At 64.2% G+C, this 15,098-nt stretch carries 12 protein-coding genes; 6 read left to right on the plus strand and 6 right to left on the minus strand.

What is annotated here, in order from left to right:
- From VF497_RS00205 to VF497_RS00220, 4 genes are all read right to left on the minus strand, one after another.
- Positions 1-168, minus strand: a 168-nt coding sequence (locus tag VF497_RS00205) for a DNA-3-methyladenine glycosylase I (protein WP_330885074.1), incomplete at its 3' end; no start/stop codon positions are given.
- Positions 169-188: 20 nt separating this feature from the next.
- Complete coding sequence (locus VF497_RS00210; protein WP_330885054.1) at positions 189-596, minus strand: ketosteroid isomerase-related protein; 408 nt, start codon at positions 594-596, stop codon at positions 189-191.
- 90 nt (positions 597-686) lie between these two features.
- Entirely contained in the window at positions 687-1,670 is a 984-nt protein-coding gene (locus VF497_RS00215; RefSeq protein WP_330885076.1) for a pyridoxal-phosphate dependent enzyme, read from the minus strand.
- A gap of 79 nt (positions 1,671-1,749) precedes the next feature.
- Complete coding sequence (locus tag VF497_RS00220; RefSeq protein ID WP_330885056.1) at positions 1,750-1,950, minus strand: hypothetical protein; 201 nt, start codon at positions 1,948-1,950, stop codon at positions 1,750-1,752.
- Positions 1,951-2,621: 671 nt separating this feature from the next.
- Between VF497_RS00220 and mnmG the strand changes: the two genes are divergently transcribed.
- From mnmG to VF497_RS00240, 4 genes are all read left to right on the plus strand, one after another.
- The gene (mnmG, locus tag VF497_RS00225; RefSeq protein ID WP_330885058.1) at positions 2,622-4,505 is read left to right on the plus strand and encodes a tRNA uridine-5-carboxymethylaminomethyl(34) synthesis enzyme MnmG; all 1,884 of its coding nucleotides are present in this window, start codon (positions 2,622-2,624) and stop codon (positions 4,503-4,505) included.
- Positions 4,506-4,681: 176 nt separating this feature from the next.
- Positions 4,682-6,016: a TolC family protein gene (locus VF497_RS00230; protein ID WP_330885060.1), complete on the plus strand. Its 1,335-nt coding sequence runs from the start codon at positions 4,682-4,684 to the stop codon at positions 6,014-6,016.
- Positions 6,013-7,167: an efflux RND transporter periplasmic adaptor subunit gene (locus tag VF497_RS00235; RefSeq protein ID WP_330885062.1), complete on the plus strand. Its 1,155-nt coding sequence runs from the start codon at positions 6,013-6,015 to the stop codon at positions 7,165-7,167. The genes VF497_RS00230 and VF497_RS00235 overlap by 4 nt, the downstream gene beginning before the upstream one ends.
- Positions 7,168-7,177: 10 nt before the next feature.
- Complete coding sequence (locus tag VF497_RS00240; protein ID WP_330885064.1) at positions 7,178-10,252, plus strand: CusA/CzcA family heavy metal efflux RND transporter; 3,075 nt, start codon at positions 7,178-7,180, stop codon at positions 10,250-10,252.
- A 39-nt stretch (positions 10,253-10,291) separates the two neighbouring features.
- Here VF497_RS00240 and VF497_RS00245 read toward each other — a convergent pair whose 3' ends face one another.
- Positions 10,292-11,065 (minus strand): hypothetical protein, encoded by a 774-nt coding sequence (locus tag VF497_RS00245; protein ID WP_330885066.1) that lies wholly within the window; start codon positions 11,063-11,065, stop codon positions 10,292-10,294.
- Positions 11,066-11,184: 119 nt separating this feature from the next.
- Between VF497_RS00245 and VF497_RS00250 the strand changes: the two genes are divergently transcribed.
- On the plus strand, positions 11,185-13,512 hold the full coding sequence (locus VF497_RS00250; RefSeq protein WP_330885068.1) for a Tex family protein: 2,328 nt from the start codon (positions 11,185-11,187) through the stop codon (positions 13,510-13,512).
- Positions 13,513-13,649: 137 nt separating this feature from the next.
- On the opposite strand, the gene VF497_RS00255 is transcribed toward VF497_RS00250, so the two are convergent.
- The gene (locus VF497_RS00255) at positions 13,650-14,552 is read right to left on the minus strand and encodes a YbaY family lipoprotein (RefSeq protein WP_330885070.1); all 903 of its coding nucleotides are present in this window, start codon (positions 14,550-14,552) and stop codon (positions 13,650-13,652) included.
- Between VF497_RS00255 and VF497_RS00260 the strand changes: the two genes are divergently transcribed.
- The gene (locus VF497_RS00260; RefSeq protein ID WP_330885072.1) at positions 14,551-15,009 is read left to right on the plus strand and encodes a hypothetical protein; all 459 of its coding nucleotides are present in this window, start codon (positions 14,551-14,553) and stop codon (positions 15,007-15,009) included. The genes VF497_RS00255 and VF497_RS00260 overlap by 2 nt on opposite strands.
- Positions 15,010-15,098: the final 89 nt, after the last annotated feature.

A 15,098-nucleotide genomic window follows, 5' to 3' on the forward strand; every position in this document is an offset into this window, starting at 1 on the left:
CCAGGACAGTCCGGCCTGCGCACCCTCGAGGACTATGAATTCGAATAGCTTGGCGTCGTCGTGCAGCGGCACGCCCCATTCCTCGTCGTGGTAGGCGAGGTAGAGCTCGTTGCCGCCGTCGGCCCAGCGGCAACGCTTGCGGGTTTCGGGTTTCGCGCGCGCAGTCATTGAGTGTGTGCCTCCCGATCTCAGCCGACGACCTGTGCGGTCCAGTCCGGCAGGTTGTAGTAGTTGGTCACGCGCGCGATCTTGCCGCCGCGGATGTCGAAGAATGCGCCTGCGGGCAAAATATACTTTTGCCCATTCGCCGGCGGCAGGCCTTCGTCGGTGACGAGATATTCGCCGTGCACGACGAACTCGGCGCTGCCACGCGCGCCGTCGTCGCTCGCCATCACGACCATGTCGCGCAGCTGCTCGCGGTAGCAGCGTTCCATGTGCGCGAGGAACGCGCGGAACGCGGGCTTGCCTGCTTCGCGTTTGCCCTGGTTGATGTCATGCACGACATCGTCGCTGAGGCAGTCGAGCATGCCGTTCCAGTTGCCGGCGTTGAATGCGGCGTAGTAGCGGCGGATCAGTTCGGTTGTGGAATTGCTCATCGTGATTCCGGCGTTGAAGGGGAGCGCATAGATTACAAAGTGCGAACCGGATCGTCGCTTTGTCGATATCGGCGTCCCAAAGATGAAGCATTACTGCCAGGAGAGTTTGTCCAGATCGACGTTGCCACCGGAAAAAATAACCCCGACGCGGCGGCCGCGGAAGATCTCCGGGTGACCGAGAACGGCAGCGAGCGCGATCGCCGACGAGGGCTCGATGACGATCTTCATGCGTTCGAAGACGAGGCGCTGCGCGGCGATCGTCTGCGCATCGTCGACCGTCAGCACGCGCACGCCGTGGCGGCGCAGCAGGGCGAGATTGATTTCACCGATGGTGCCGCGCAGGCCGTCGCAGACTGTGTCCGGCACGATGTCGGTGACGCGCGCACCGCGGCGCAGCGATTGGTATGCATCGTCCGCGCCTGCGGGTTCGGCGCCGTAGATTTCGATGCCGGGATTGAGCGCCTTGGCTGCGATCGCGCTGCCGCCGATCAGGCCGCCGCCGCCGACCGGCGTGATCAGCGCGTCGAGATCGCTGACTTCGCGCAGCAGTTCGAGCGCGGCCGTGCCCTGACCCGCGATCACGCGCGGGTCGGTGTAGGGATGCACGAGTTCGGCACCGGTTGCGGCTTGCAGCTTCGCGGCGGCGGCTTCACGTGCGACGATCGTTGGCGCGCAGAAGTGCAAGGTCGCGCCGTAGGCTTCGATCGCCGCGAGCTTGGATTTCACCGCACCTTCCGGCACGACGACATGGGCCGGAATGCCGCGAGTGCGTGCGGCAAGTGCCAGCGCGGCGCCATGGTTGCCTGAGGAATGCGTCACCACACCACGTGTGGCCACTTCGTCCGTCAGCGACCACACCGCGTTGCAGGCGCCGCGAAACTTGAATGCGCCGGCTCGCTGGAAGTTCTCGCACTTGAAGACGAGTGTCGCGACGGCAAGCGCGCCGATGCTTCGCGAACCCAGGGTGGGTGTGCGTGCCGCATGCGCCGCGATGCGTTGCGCGGCTCGTTCGACAGCCGCGAAATCGGGCAGGCTGACAATTTCGGGTGGGTGAGGTGTGACGGATTCGTACATCGGCGCGATCATACCGCGATCGCGCATGGCGCCTGCGCCGCGATCGTCCGTCGTCGCGATCGCGCAGGCGAAAGGGGAGTCAGCAGTCCAGCGGCAGCTTGTCCAGCGCGGCGCTGACGCGCGCGTGCTTGTGCTGCAGGCTCTCGAGCGCGGATTGCTGGCCCACATCCTCGTGCTGGCTTGCACTTTCCATTGCCATTTCCAGGCGACCCAATTCGATCATGAGGTCATGGCGCAGATACTGCGCGCTACTGATGCTGGCGTGGTTTTCGTTCAACATGGCGCTATCCGTTCAGGTCGCTGCCCGGGATCCGGGCGAAAATGGTGCAGCAAATGCCGTGCCACTAGCAGAAATTGGTTGAATTGAGAACTACATCAAATACACAGAGTGATTTTCGCCACAAAAGTCTTCCCTTGAGGGCCAATTCTGAGTAAGAATGCCGCCACGGAGATCGGTTTGCAGCGTCGAGTCGGCTCGGGGCGGGGGTGACGCAAAACGTCGGAACATGACGAATTGCAGGCACGAGAAGTGTTCAGGCCGAAAGTGTCACGCTGTGGGTGGCTTCACGTTTTTATAGCACTTCGGGGGTTATGCTAGCGCCGAAGTGTTGGGATGGTTGCGCAGCGCATGATTCGCTACGCAGAGGCGGAGGCAGAATCCGCCACGAATATAGGGTTACTGGCGCCCGGCATACGGTCCTCTTGGATTCCCCCTGTTCCTACGACCGCCGGGCGCCAGCCTCTTTCCTCCTGAAATCCCTGTGCTCTGTCCTTGATGCGTCCTTCGAACCCGGCGCGAATCGGCCCCTGAGCCCAATTGTCAGCGCGCTTGAAGCGGCAGCTGTGCGTGGTTTCGAAGTGCCAGATGGTACGAGCAGGAACCATGCCAACCGGGGCTGGTATACTTTCCACCGTTACTGATCCCTGCCGCACCACGTTGCGGGCCTTGCCATGAATTTCGACCAGCACTTCGATGTCATCGTCGTCGGCGGCGGCCATGCCGGCACCGAGGCGGCGCTTGCTTCCGCGCGCCTCGGCGCACGCACGCTGCTGCTCACGCACAACATCGAAACGCTGGGCCAGATGAGCTGCAATCCCGCGATCGGCGGCATCGGCAAAGGCCATCTGGTCAAGGAAATCGACGCGCTCGGCGGGGTCATGGCGCAGGCCGCGGACCGCGCCGGCATCCAGTGGCTCACGCTCAACGCTTCCAAGGGCCCGGCCGTGCGCGCGACGCGCTGCCAGGCCGATCGCGCCCTGTACAAGGCCTGCATTCGCGAGCGTCTGGAAACGCAGGCGAACCTCGCCATCTTCCAGCAGGCCGTGGACGACCTGACCTTGGAAGGGCAGAAAGTGACCGGCGTGGTCACCCAGATGGGACTGACCTTCCGCGCGCGTCAGGTCGTGCTGACTGCGGGCACCTTCCTCGCCGGCAAAATCCATATCGGTTTCGAGAACTATGCTGGCGGGCGCGCGGGCGATCCGCCGGCGCAGCGTCTGGCCGCACGCATGCGCGAGCTGCCGCTTGCGGTCGACCGGCTCAAGACCGGCACGCCGCCGCGCCTCGACGGTCGCAGCATCGACTTCTCCGTTCTGACCGCGCAGCCCGGCGATACACCGATGCCGGTATTCTCGTTCTGGGGCGAGGCCGGCGATCATCCGCGCCAGGTGCCGTGCTGGATCACCCATACGAGCGAGCGCACGCACGAGGTCATCCGAGCGGGGCTCGACCGTTCACCTTTGTATACGGGCAAGATCGAAGGCATCGGCCCGCGCTATTGCCCGTCGATCGAAGACAAGGTCGTGCGCTTCGCCGAGAAGACCTCGCACCAGATCTTTCTCGAGCCGGAAGGCTTGAACACGACCGAAATTTATCCGAACGGCATCTCGACCTCGCTCCCGTTCGACGTGCAGCTCGAGCTTGTGCGCTCGATCAAAGGCCTAGAGAATGCGCACATCACTCGTCCGGGCTATGCGATCGAGTACGACTATTTCGATCCGCGTGGATTGAAGGCTTCGCTCGAAACCAAGGCGATCGAGGGTTTGTACTTCGCCGGCCAGATCAACGGCACCACCGGCTACGAGGAAGCAGCCGCACAAGGCCTGATCGCCGGCCTCAATGCCGCGCGCAACTCGCGCGGCGAAGAGCCGTGGACCCCGCGCCGCGACGAAGGCTATATCGGCGTGCTGATCGACGACCTGATCACCAATGGCACGCGCGAGCCGTATCGCATGTTCACCTCGCGCGCCGAGTATCGACTCAACCTGCGCGAGGACAACGCCGACCTGCGCCTGTGCGACAAGGGCTACGAACTCGGCAGCCTCGATGCCGCGCGCTACGAAGCGTTCCGGCGCAAGCGCGAAGCGATCGATACCGAGACTGCGCGCCTCAAATCGATATGGGCCGCGCCGAACAACGCGCTCGGACGCGAGATCCACGAATCGATCGGCGTCGAACTCTCGCGCGAGACGCACGCGCTCGACCTGCTGCGCCGGCCCGAACTCGACTACGCGCAGCTGATGCGCGTGCCCGCGCTCGGCCCGGGCGTCGACGACGCAAACGTCGCCGAGCAGGTGCAGATCTCGGCGAAGTATTCGGGCTATCTCGAACGCCAGAACGAAGAGATCGAACGCCAGCGCCGCCACGAAGGCACCGCCATTCCCGGGGCGTTCGACTACGCACAGGTGCACGGCCTTTCCGCCGAAGTGATGCAGAAGCTCAAGGTCGCCCAGCCGCAGACGGTCGGTCAGGCGATGCGCATTTCGGGCGTTACTCCGGCGGCGATTTCGCTGTTGCTCGTGCATCTCAAACGCGGCCAGCGCCGCGTCGCCTGACATTTTTCTTCTCCGTCATTCCCGCCTTCGCGGCATTGACGAGGGAAGAACCGGGCATCGTCGAGATTCCAAGTTCTTCGTCAGGCTGTTGCAAGCTTGATTCGGTATCGTGCGCGCCCCGTAGCCTGATGCTTCGCGCGCGCCGCGCGCGGGCTAGAGACTGTCACTTCTCTGTCATGCGTCGAAGCACGATCGCCATTGCGCTTCGTCTCCTGCAATTCGGTTTATTGCTGTCTGCCGCGGGTGCGGCGACGGCGCAGCCGGTTGCGGAGGCAAACCTGAGTCTCAAGCGCGCGCTTGAGCTCATGCGTGCGCGCGACCCGAACTTGCAACTGGCGCAGACCGCGGTCGACCAGGCGCTCGCCGACAAAATCACCGCGGGCGAGCGGCCGAATGCGACGCTCGCGTACTCGACGGGCAAGATCAACCCGGCCGGCCACAACGGTCCAGGCAGTTTCTGGAACAAGAGCTACGATACCGTCGTCAGTCTTTCGCAGCCGTTCGAACGCGGCGGCAAGCGCAGGCACCGCCTCGCACAGGCCGAGGCGAATGCGGACGCCGCGCATTCGGACTATGCCGACAGCGTGCGCAACGAACGCCTCGCGGTGACGCAGGCATATTGGGAGCTCAAGCGCGCCGAAGAGAAGTACGGGAATGCGCAAACACTTGCGGCGATCGAGCATCGTTCGATCGAAGCCTCCGAGCAACGCCTTCGTGTCGGCGACCTGCCACGCCTCGACGTCGAACGCATGCGCATCGACGCGGCGGCGGCGGACAACGCGGTCGACTCGGCGCGCGGCGCCTTGCGCGATGCACAGGTCGCGCTCGCCGCACTGATCGATATCACCGCACAGTCCGGAGAACTTGCCACGCTGGACGAATGGCCGCGCACGGCCGGTGCACTCGATTCCAGGTTCGATGCGGCTGCGTCGAACGAACCCGCCGAGGCCGTGCTCGCCCGCCGCCCCGACATGCTCGCGGCGATGAAGCGCGTCGACGCTGCTGAAGCCGCTCTGCAGTTCGCCCATGCGCAGACTTCGCGCGACATCACGATCAGCGGCCAGTACGAACACAACCCGGTGTCGCCGCCGGCGCCTACTGTCGGCCACACGCTGCTCGGCGTCGGCGTGTCCGTGCCGATCTTCACCGGCAGCCAATACAAGGGCGAGATCGCGCGCGCGAACGCGGACATCGATGCGGCGAAGGCCAATCTCGCGCGCGCGCGCATCGCTGCCCTCGCCGACGTGCATCGGGCTCGTGCCGATCTTGCCGCAGCAGCGCAGCGGGCACATCGCTACGACAGCGATCTGACCCAGCGCGCACTCGACACCGAAAGAACCGTCGAGACCGCCTACGCGCGTGGCGGCCTCGCGCTCGCCGACCTGCTCGACGCGCGGCGCTCGCTCAAGGCGACGCAGGACGATGCGACCGACGCGCACGCCGACTTCGCCGAAGCATTGGCCGCACTGGCCGCCGCAGCGCCGGAAAAAAATCAAGGAACGACGCCATGAAGAATCCGTTCGCGAAAGTGCCGTTTGAGGTCGTTGCGGGCACCGCGCTCGCGCTCGCGGTCCTGTTCGGCGCGATCTGGCTGTTCCGCGGAAAGCCTGACACCGGAGTCGATCCGCCGAAGCCGCAGACGTCGAACGACACATTGCATTTCGCGGCGGGCGCTGAACAATTGAGTTATCTCGACATCGCGCCGGTCGAAGAGCTCGCCGCACCGACGATGCAGTCGCTGCCGGGCAAGCTTGCCTTCGACGAGGATGTGACCGTGCGCGTGTTCTCGCCGGTGACCGGCCGCGTCACCGAGCTCGTCGCCAAGCCGGGCAACGCAACGAAGGCGAAGGACGTGCTTGCCTGGCTCAGCTCGCCCGACTTCGCGCAGGCGCGCGCCGATGCGCGCAAGGCGCAGGCCGACCTGGCGCTGAAGCAGAAGGCGCTGTCGCGGGCCAAGGAGCTTACCGACCTCGGCGTGCTCGCGCGCAAGGATCTCGAAGGCGCCCAGGCCGATCTGGGCCAAGCACAAGCCGAGCTCGACCGCGCACAAAGCGTGCTGAAGAACCTCGACCCGACCGGCAACGACGCACGTTACGCGCTGCGCGCGCCAATCGCCGGCGTTGTCGTCGATCGCACGATCAATCCCGGTCAGGAAGTGCGGCCGGATGCGCAGGCGCCGCTGTTCATCCTCACCGATCCCGCGAAGTTGTGGGTGAACTTCGAACTGTCCGAGCAGGACATGACCAAGGTCCACAATGCCCAGGCGATACGCATCGACGTCGACGCGATCACCGATAAGCACTTCGCCGGACATGTCATCTACGTCGGCGGTGCGCTCGATCCGGCGACACGGCGCATAGCCGTGCGTGCCGAAGTCGAGCAGCCAGACCCGCGCCTCAAACCGGAGATGTTCGCGCGCATCAGCCCGCTCGAAGACGATGCGCACAAGGAGATCGCCGTGCCGAATTCGGCGCTGATCAGCATCGGCCTGCACCACTACGTCTTCATCGAGGAGACGCCTGGCACGCTCAAGCGTCGCGAGGTGCAACTGAGCGTGATCGGCGAGCGCGTCGCCTACGTCAAGGCCGGGTTGAAGGCCGGCGAGCGCGTAGTCACGCGCGGCGCAGTGCTGCTCAACGCCGAACTCGGCCAGGCCGAGTGATCGCACCCCCATGCTGAAAGCCCTCGTCGACTTCGCCCTCAAGCAGCGCGTTTTCGTCGTCGCGATCACGCTGATGGTCGCGATCGCGGGCATCTATGCGTTCAGCGAACTGCCCGTGCAGGCGTTTCCCGACGTGCAGGACGTGCAGGTGCAGATCATCACGCTTGTGCCGGGTCAGGCGCCCGAGGAAGTCGAACGCGCGGTGACCCTGCCGATCGAGCGCACTGAATACGGCGTACCGAAGCTGACCCAGTTGCGTTCGATCTCGATGAGCGGGTTGTCCGTCGTCACGATGACCTTCGCCGACGGCACCGACGACTACTTCGCGCGCGCGCAGGTGATGGAGAAACTGTCGGAGATCACCTTGCCGACCGGTATCCAACCGCAGCTTGCGCCGCTGTCAACCGCGGTCGGCGAGATCTATCGCTATATCGTCGAAGGCCCTCCCGGCATGTCGCTCGACGAAGTGCGCGCGATCCAGGACTGGACGATCGAACCCGCGCTGCGTCAAGTCCCCGGCGTCGCCGACATCAACGGCTTTGGCGGCGCGATCCGCGAATACCAGGTGCATGTGCATCCGGATTTGCTGCGCAAATACAACCTCTCGCTCGAGCAGGTCGCCGCGGCGCTGCAGGCGAATTCGTCGAACACCGGCGGCGGCCTGCTCAAGCGCGGCGACGAGGACCTCGTCGTGCGTGCCATAGGCCTGTTCAAGACGATCGACGATGTTGGTCGCGTGCCGGTGGCCGTGTTCGGCGGCCAGCCCGTGCTCGTGCGTGACATCGGCGAGGCGGCGATCGGCACGCAGATGCGCTATGGCATCGTCGGCTACAACCAGCAGGACGACGTGGTCGAAGGTATCGTCGTGATGACCAAGGGCGAGGACCCGGCCAAGGTCATCGAAACGCTGAAGAAGCGCATCGCCGAAGTGCAGAAGCAATTGCCGCCCGGCGTCAGCATGCATCCTATCTACGACCGTACGACCTTGGTCAACCACACCGTCGACACGGTGGCCGAGAACCTCGGCGTCGGCGCCGCGCTCGTGATCGCGGTGCTGCTCGTCTTCCTGCGCAACTGGCGTGCGGCGCTGGTCGTGGCGAGCGTGATTCCGCTCGCGCTGCTGACTGCCTTTCTCATGATGCACGTGCGCGGCATCGATGCGAACCTGATCTCGCTCGGCTCGGTCGACTTCGGCATCATGATCGACAGCGCAGTCGTGCTCGTCGAGGCGTTGATGGTACGGCTCGCATTCGATGCGGTGCGCAGCGAGGCGACGGCGCAATCACGCGAAACCGTGCTCGCGCAAACCGCTACTCAGCTCGGCTCGCCGATCCTGTTCTCGAAGGCGATCATCATCCTCGCGTTCCTGCCGATCTTCACGTTCCAGCGCGTCGAAGGGAAAATCTTCGCGCCGATGGCGCTGACGCTCACCTTCGCGCTTGCCGGCGCGGTGGTCTTCACGCTGACCCTCGTGCCTGCGTTGCTGTCATGGGCCGTGCGCAGCCCGGGCCTCGAGGAAAAGCACAGTGCGTGGATGGAACGCCTGCGCAACAAATATCGCCGCGACCTCGGCCGCTGGGCACATCACCCGAAGCTTGTGATCGGCACCGCGATCGGCATGCTCATTGTCGCGCTCGCGCTGGCGCCGCTGCTCGGCAGCGAGTTCCTGCCCAAGCTCGACGAGGGCAACATCTGGCTCACGGTCGACCTGCCGCCGTCGACCGCGCTGGACAAGACCAAGGAAGTCGAGCGTCACGTGCGCAAGATCCTGCTCTCGTATCCCGAGGTTGCGCAGGTCATCACGCAAACCGGACGGCCAGATGATGGCACCGATCCGAAAGGCCCGAACAACATCGAAGTGATGGCTGATCTCAAGCCGCGTGGCGAATGGCGCTTTGGTGACAAGGAGGCGCTGGTGCGTGACATGGAGAAGAAAATCCACGCGATGCCCGGCGTGCCGACGAACTTTTCGCAGTACATCGAAGACAACGTCGAAGAAGCGCTGTCGGGCGTCAAGGGCGAGATCGCGGTGAAGGTGTCGGGACAGAGCCTCGATGTGCTGCAGGCGAAAGGCGAGGAGATTGCTGCCGTGCTGCGCCAGGTGCCCGGTTCGGCCGACGTCGAGGAAATCCAGATCGGCGGCCAGACCGAACTCGACATCACCCTCGACCGCGCCGCGCTCTCGCGCTACGGCATCAATGTCAACGACGTGGCGACGACCGTCGCGACCGCACTCGGCAGCGCCGTGGCGGGGAATTTCTACGAAGGCAACCGCATCTTCAACGTGACCTTGCGCCTCGACAAGGACTACCGCAACTCGGTCGAAAAGGTCGCGCAACTGCCCGTGAGCCTGCCCGGCGGCGCCGGTACCGTGCCGCTCGGCCAGGTCGCGCACATCGAGGAGCGTCAGGGCGCGGCCAGGGTACTGCGCGAATCGGGCAGCCGCATCGTCGCGATCAAGGTCAACGTGCTCGGACGCGACCAGGGCAGCTTTGTCGCCGAGGCGATGCGCCGCGTCGCCGACGAAGTGAAATTGCCGAGCGGATATCGCATCGCCTGGGGCGGTCAGTTCGAAAACCAGAAACGTGCGACTGCGCGGCTGATGATCATCGTGCCGCTGTCGCTCGTCGGCATCTTCATCCTGCTGTTCTGGGCGTTCCGCTCGATCAGGAAGGCGCTGCTGATCCTCGCCACGGTGCCGTTCACGCTGATTGGCGGCCTCGCCGGACTCGCACTCGCCGGATTGCATCTGTCGATTTCCGCGGCGGTCGGTTTTATCGCGGTGGCGGGAATTTCGGTGCAGAACGGCGTGATCATGGTCGAGCAGATCGTCGCATTGCGCGCGCAGGGCCATGAGATGGAGGACGCCGTGCTCGAAGGCGCGGCAAGCCGCCTGCGTGCGATCCTGATGACGGCGCTGATGGCCGGTTTCGGCCTGTTGCCCGCGGCGCTGTCGCACGGCATCGGCTCGGAGACGCAAAGACCGTTCGCTGTCGTCATCGTCGGTGGCATCGTTTCGGCGACGCTGATCGCGCTCAACCTGCTGCCGTTGCTGTACGAAGCCGTGGTCGGCGAGGAAACCTGACGTTCTTGCTCGTCGTTCCGGTGAAAGCCGAAATGGGCACTAGAAGAGCAGCCCGACCGAGATGCGTTTTTGGTTCGGCAGATTGAAATTCGCATGCTGGTCGTAGGCGAGGCGCGCGAACACGTGATGCCAGGCATAGGTCGCCGCGATCGCATAGCCATGCACGTAGGTTTGCGGATCGGCGAGACCATGCTTGTAGGACAGGTCGAGCGAGCAGCGCGAGCGGTCGCCGAGATCGTAGTGCATCAACAGATGCGTCACGTGCTGGCGCGTGGCCAGGCGGTCGTCCCAGATATGGTAGAGCTGCGCTTCGAGGCCGCGCGCGAGCGTCTTCGTGCCGAAGCCCGCGGTGATCGCGTCGTTCGGATCGAAGTTGAGGTTGTAGTACGGGTGCAGGTTGGTGCGGCCCCAGCCGAGGATCGCGTAGTTGTCGTCGCTGCCGATCTGTGTGGTGACCGAGCCACCCCAGAAGCCGCCCGTCGCGTATTGCCCGGAGAAATCGAGGTTGACGAAGCCGACCTGGGTCACCGCATCGAAGCCGGCGCGCGACTGGTGGTAACCCTGCGAGTCGCGGTAGTCGCCGATCCATGCGCGCTGGTCGCCGAAGTCGGCGCGCAGGTTCACGTCGTAGGCATGCGTGCCGTCGGAGTTGTCGTAGTACGAGGGCGTCAGCTTCCATTGCAGGCGGCGATCTTCGCCTTCATCCGCGTGGAGTGCGGTACAGGCGAGCAGGGAAAGCATCGCGAAGGCTGCCGCACGTCGATTCTGCTTCGCACAGGGCTTGAGCATCTTGGTGGATTCCGCGCGTTCCATCGAGGTTTCCATTGTAGAGTGAGTGCGATCCGACTCACAAAACCGCGCTGGATTGCAAGCCCGCGCGCTCGCCTACAATGCCTGTTCCTTCACATGGAAAGTCGTTGCAGCAACAACGTATGTCGAACATCGAAAACAAGATCGCCCAGGAAATCGCCGCCAAGCCCGACCAGGTCGCCGCGGCCGTGCAACTGCTCGACGAAGGCGCGACGGTGCCATTCATCGCGCGCTATCGCAAGGAAGTGACCGGCGGTCTCGACGATACGCAGTTGCGCCTTCTCGAAGAGCGCCTGCGCTATCTGCGCGAGCTTGAGGAGCGCCGCGCGGCGGTGCTCGCGAGCATTGCAGAGCAGAACAAGCTCACCGATGAATTGAAAGCGCAGATTCTCGACGCCGATACCAAGGCGCGGCTCGAGGACCTCTATCTGCCGTACAAACCCAAGCGCCGCACCAAGGCGCAGATCGCGCGCGACGCGGGCCTGCAGCCGTTGGCTGATGCACTGCGCGGCAATCCTTCCGAAACACCGGAAGCACTGGCGGCCGCCTATGTCGATGCGGAAAAGAACGTCGCCGATGCGAAGGCCGCACTCGACGGTGCACGCGCGATCGTGCTCGAGGAGATGAGCGAAGACGCAAATCTGATGGGCGAACTGCGCGAGTGGCTGTGGGGCCGCGGCCAGATCCGCGCCAAGGTCGTCGCCGGCAAGCAAGTCGAAGGCGTGAAGTATCGCGACTACTTTGATCATGTCGAATCGATCAAGGCGATTCCTTCGCATCGCCTGCTCGCACTGTTCCGCGCGCGCAACGAAAGTTTTTTGGATCTCGATCTCGAACCCGGTGTGGAAGTCGAGCAAGGCCATTCTGAAGGCGAGGGCCGCATAGCTGCCCATTTCAACATCGTCGATCGAGGCCGCTCGGCCGATGCCTGGCTGCGCGAAACCTGCCGCCAGCTGTGGCGCATCAAGCTGATGCTGCAGCTCACGCTCGACCTGTTCGGCCGCGCGCGCGAGGCGGCGGAGGACGAGGCGATCCGCGTGTTCGGCAGCAACCTCAAGGACCTGATGCTGGCCGCACCTGCGGGCCACAAGGTCGTGATGGGCCTCGACCCGGGCATCCGCACGGGCGTCAAGGTCGCCATCGTCGAGACCACGGGCAAGGTGCTCGGCACCGGCGTGATCTATCCGCACGAACCGCGCAACGAATGGGACAAGTCGATTGCCTATCTCGCCGCCGCATGCAAGCAATTCAAGATCGACCTGATCTCGATCGGCAACGGTACGGCCTCGCGCGAAACCGACAAGCTCGCCGGCGAGCTGATGAAAAAACATTCCGACCTCAAGCTGGCGAAGATCGTCGTCAGCGAGGCCGGCGCCTCGGTGTACTCGGCGTCGGAAACCGCAGCCAAGGAATTCCCAGACATGGACGTGTCGCTGCGCGGCGCGGTGTCGATCGCACGCCGCCTACAGGATCCCCTTGCGGAACTCGTCAAGATCGAACCGAAGGCGATTGGAGTTGGCCAGTACCAGCACGACGTCAACCAGGTGAAGCTGGCACGCTCGCTCGACGCGGTGGTCGAAGACTGCGTCAACGGCGTCGGCGTCGACGTCAACACCGCATCGAGCGCGCTGCTGTCGCGCGTCGCCGGTCTTTCGCCGAGCGTCGCCGAAAACGTGGTCAAGTATCGCGACGAGCACGGCGCGTTCCGCACGCGCGCGGCGATCCTCAAGGTACCGCGCCTCGGCGACAAGGCATTCGAGCAGTGCGCGGGCTTCCTGCGCGTGACGAATGGCGACAATCCGCTCGATGCGTCGAGCGTGCATCCGGAAGCCTATCCGGTGGTCGAGCGCATCGTCGGCGACAGTGGTCGCGAGGTGAAGCAAATCGTCGGCGACATCGCTTTCCTGCGCGCGCTCAAGGCGGAAAAGTATACCGACGAGAAGTTCGGCCTGCCGACCGTGCGCGACATCTTGAAGGAACTCGAGAAGCCCGGCCGCGATCCGCGCCCCGCGTTCCACATGCCCGAGTTCGCCGACGGCATCGAGGACATGAAGGATCTCAAGCCCGGCATGGTGCTCGAAGGTCGCGTCTCCAACGTCGCCGCGTTCGGCGCCTTCGTCGACATCGGCGTGCATCAGGACGGGCTCGTCCACATCTCGGCACTGTCAACGAAGTTCGTCAAGGATCCGCGCGAGGCGGTCAAGGCTGGCGACATCGTCAAGGTCAAGGTGCTCGAGGTCGACCTGCCGCGCAAGCGCATCGCGCTGACAATGCGGCTCGACGATCCGATCGGCGAGGCGCGTACCTCGATGCGCGACACTGGTCCCTCGACGCGCGATGCGCGTGGTGCAAGGCCGATGCCGAGCAATCGCGGCGGCTTCGCGAAGCCCGCGGCCGCGCCAGCAAGCAACGCGTTCGCCGACGCATTCGCCAAGGCCAAGCGCAACTAGGTATATCGATCAGCTTCGCGCGAGGCGCGCGATGTGTTGAACTACTTTCACACGGGGCGTGCGAAGTAAAAAAGGGCGCCGCGAACGGCGCCCTTTTTCATGATCTCAGGCGCGGGCACACCGCGCCCGCGGCGACATCAATGCTTCTTCTTCGCCGGCGCGCCCTTCTTCGCCTTGTCGTCGGTCTGCGCGCCGGTGTTGACCTTCGGCGCGTGGCCCTGGGCGACGCCGAGCGCGTTGTCGGCATGGTCGCGCAACGCCTTCGCTTCGGCCTCGGAGACGTCGGAGGTCTGCCCGCCGGCCACTTTCTCGTGCAGCACGAGGCTGCCGTCGTCGCCCCAGCCGACCTTGGTCGTCGCCAGCACCTGGCGCGATCCGACCGGCGAGGATTCGCGCACCATTGCCCACGGCTTGTCGTCCTTATAGGCGATCTTGTAGGTCGTGCGGCCGCTGTCGTCATAGGCGTCGGTGACCTCGCGCACGAACTTGACCTTGCCGTTGGACGTAAACGCATCCCAGGCGGTGCCGAAGTTGTCGTTCGAGTACTTGCCGCTGACCTGCTTGAGGTTGCCGGTCTGCGCGGCGGCCTTCTTGTACTCCTCGAACAACTTCTCGGCCGGGGTCGGTTCGGGCGCGAGCTGCACGTCGATCTTGGCCGTGCGCGCCTTGTCGGTCAGCACCTGGTATTCGAGTTTCTTCAGGAAGCGGCGGTCGCCGTCGGTCAGGATCGCGTCGAGCGCATAGACGCCCTTCGGATCGACCTTGGCCGCATCGATCGGCAGATTGAACGACAGCGGCAGCTTGTTGGCATTGGGCAGCGTCGTCTGCGCGAGCACGATCTCGGGATGGGAGACGTCGTAGACCTTGATGTCGACCTTGGCCGCATCGCTGAGCTCACGCGGCTCGATCAGCGCGACCGTGCCGGTGACGGCATTGGCGATCGGAGCGACCGCGGGCGGCGGCGGGGGCGGCGGCGCGGAAGAGCCGCAGGCGGCAAGCAGGCCCGCGGAAAGGACGGTCGTGGCAAGAAGAATTCGCATGGCTAACCTCTTTGGAAAACTGAAGATGGAACGTGCATCACCTTTTCGTGCAGCACCCGCCAGCGCTCGCGAAAAATTCCGCTACGGAAGTTTTTCAGGCCTTCCCTGGGCCGTGCCGACATCCGCCCACAATGGTATCGGTTCCGATTCTAGCCGCGCAGACGCGTGCTGCACAGATACGAGGCCGGTTCGCGGCGCCACCTTTTCTGCAGAAAACGGCGGTGAAATTTACAAGGATGAAGTTTGCTTCACGAAATTGACAGCAAAGTTAACCATTTGTTATGGTCGGGCCACGGGTGTCGGGGTATCCACGGTCGTTTCTTGCAGCGTCGATGGCATTTCGCAATCGGCGGGCAGGCCGCAGCATTGGCCACAAACGGCCTCTCATCCACTCAATGCGCCGGGCCGGTTCGACAAAAGCCCGGGTTCGTACCATTTCGGTTGGGGAACAACATGAAGCAGCGTGTACTCGTCTCGTCCATCATCATGGGCTTGTATGCAAGCCTTGCGATCGGCAGCGCCATGGCGCAGAGCGCCGGCGATCAG

The organism is Rudaea sp. (assembly GCF_036383415.1).
GTDB lineage: Bacteria > Pseudomonadota > Gammaproteobacteria > Xanthomonadales > Rhodanobacteraceae > Rudaea.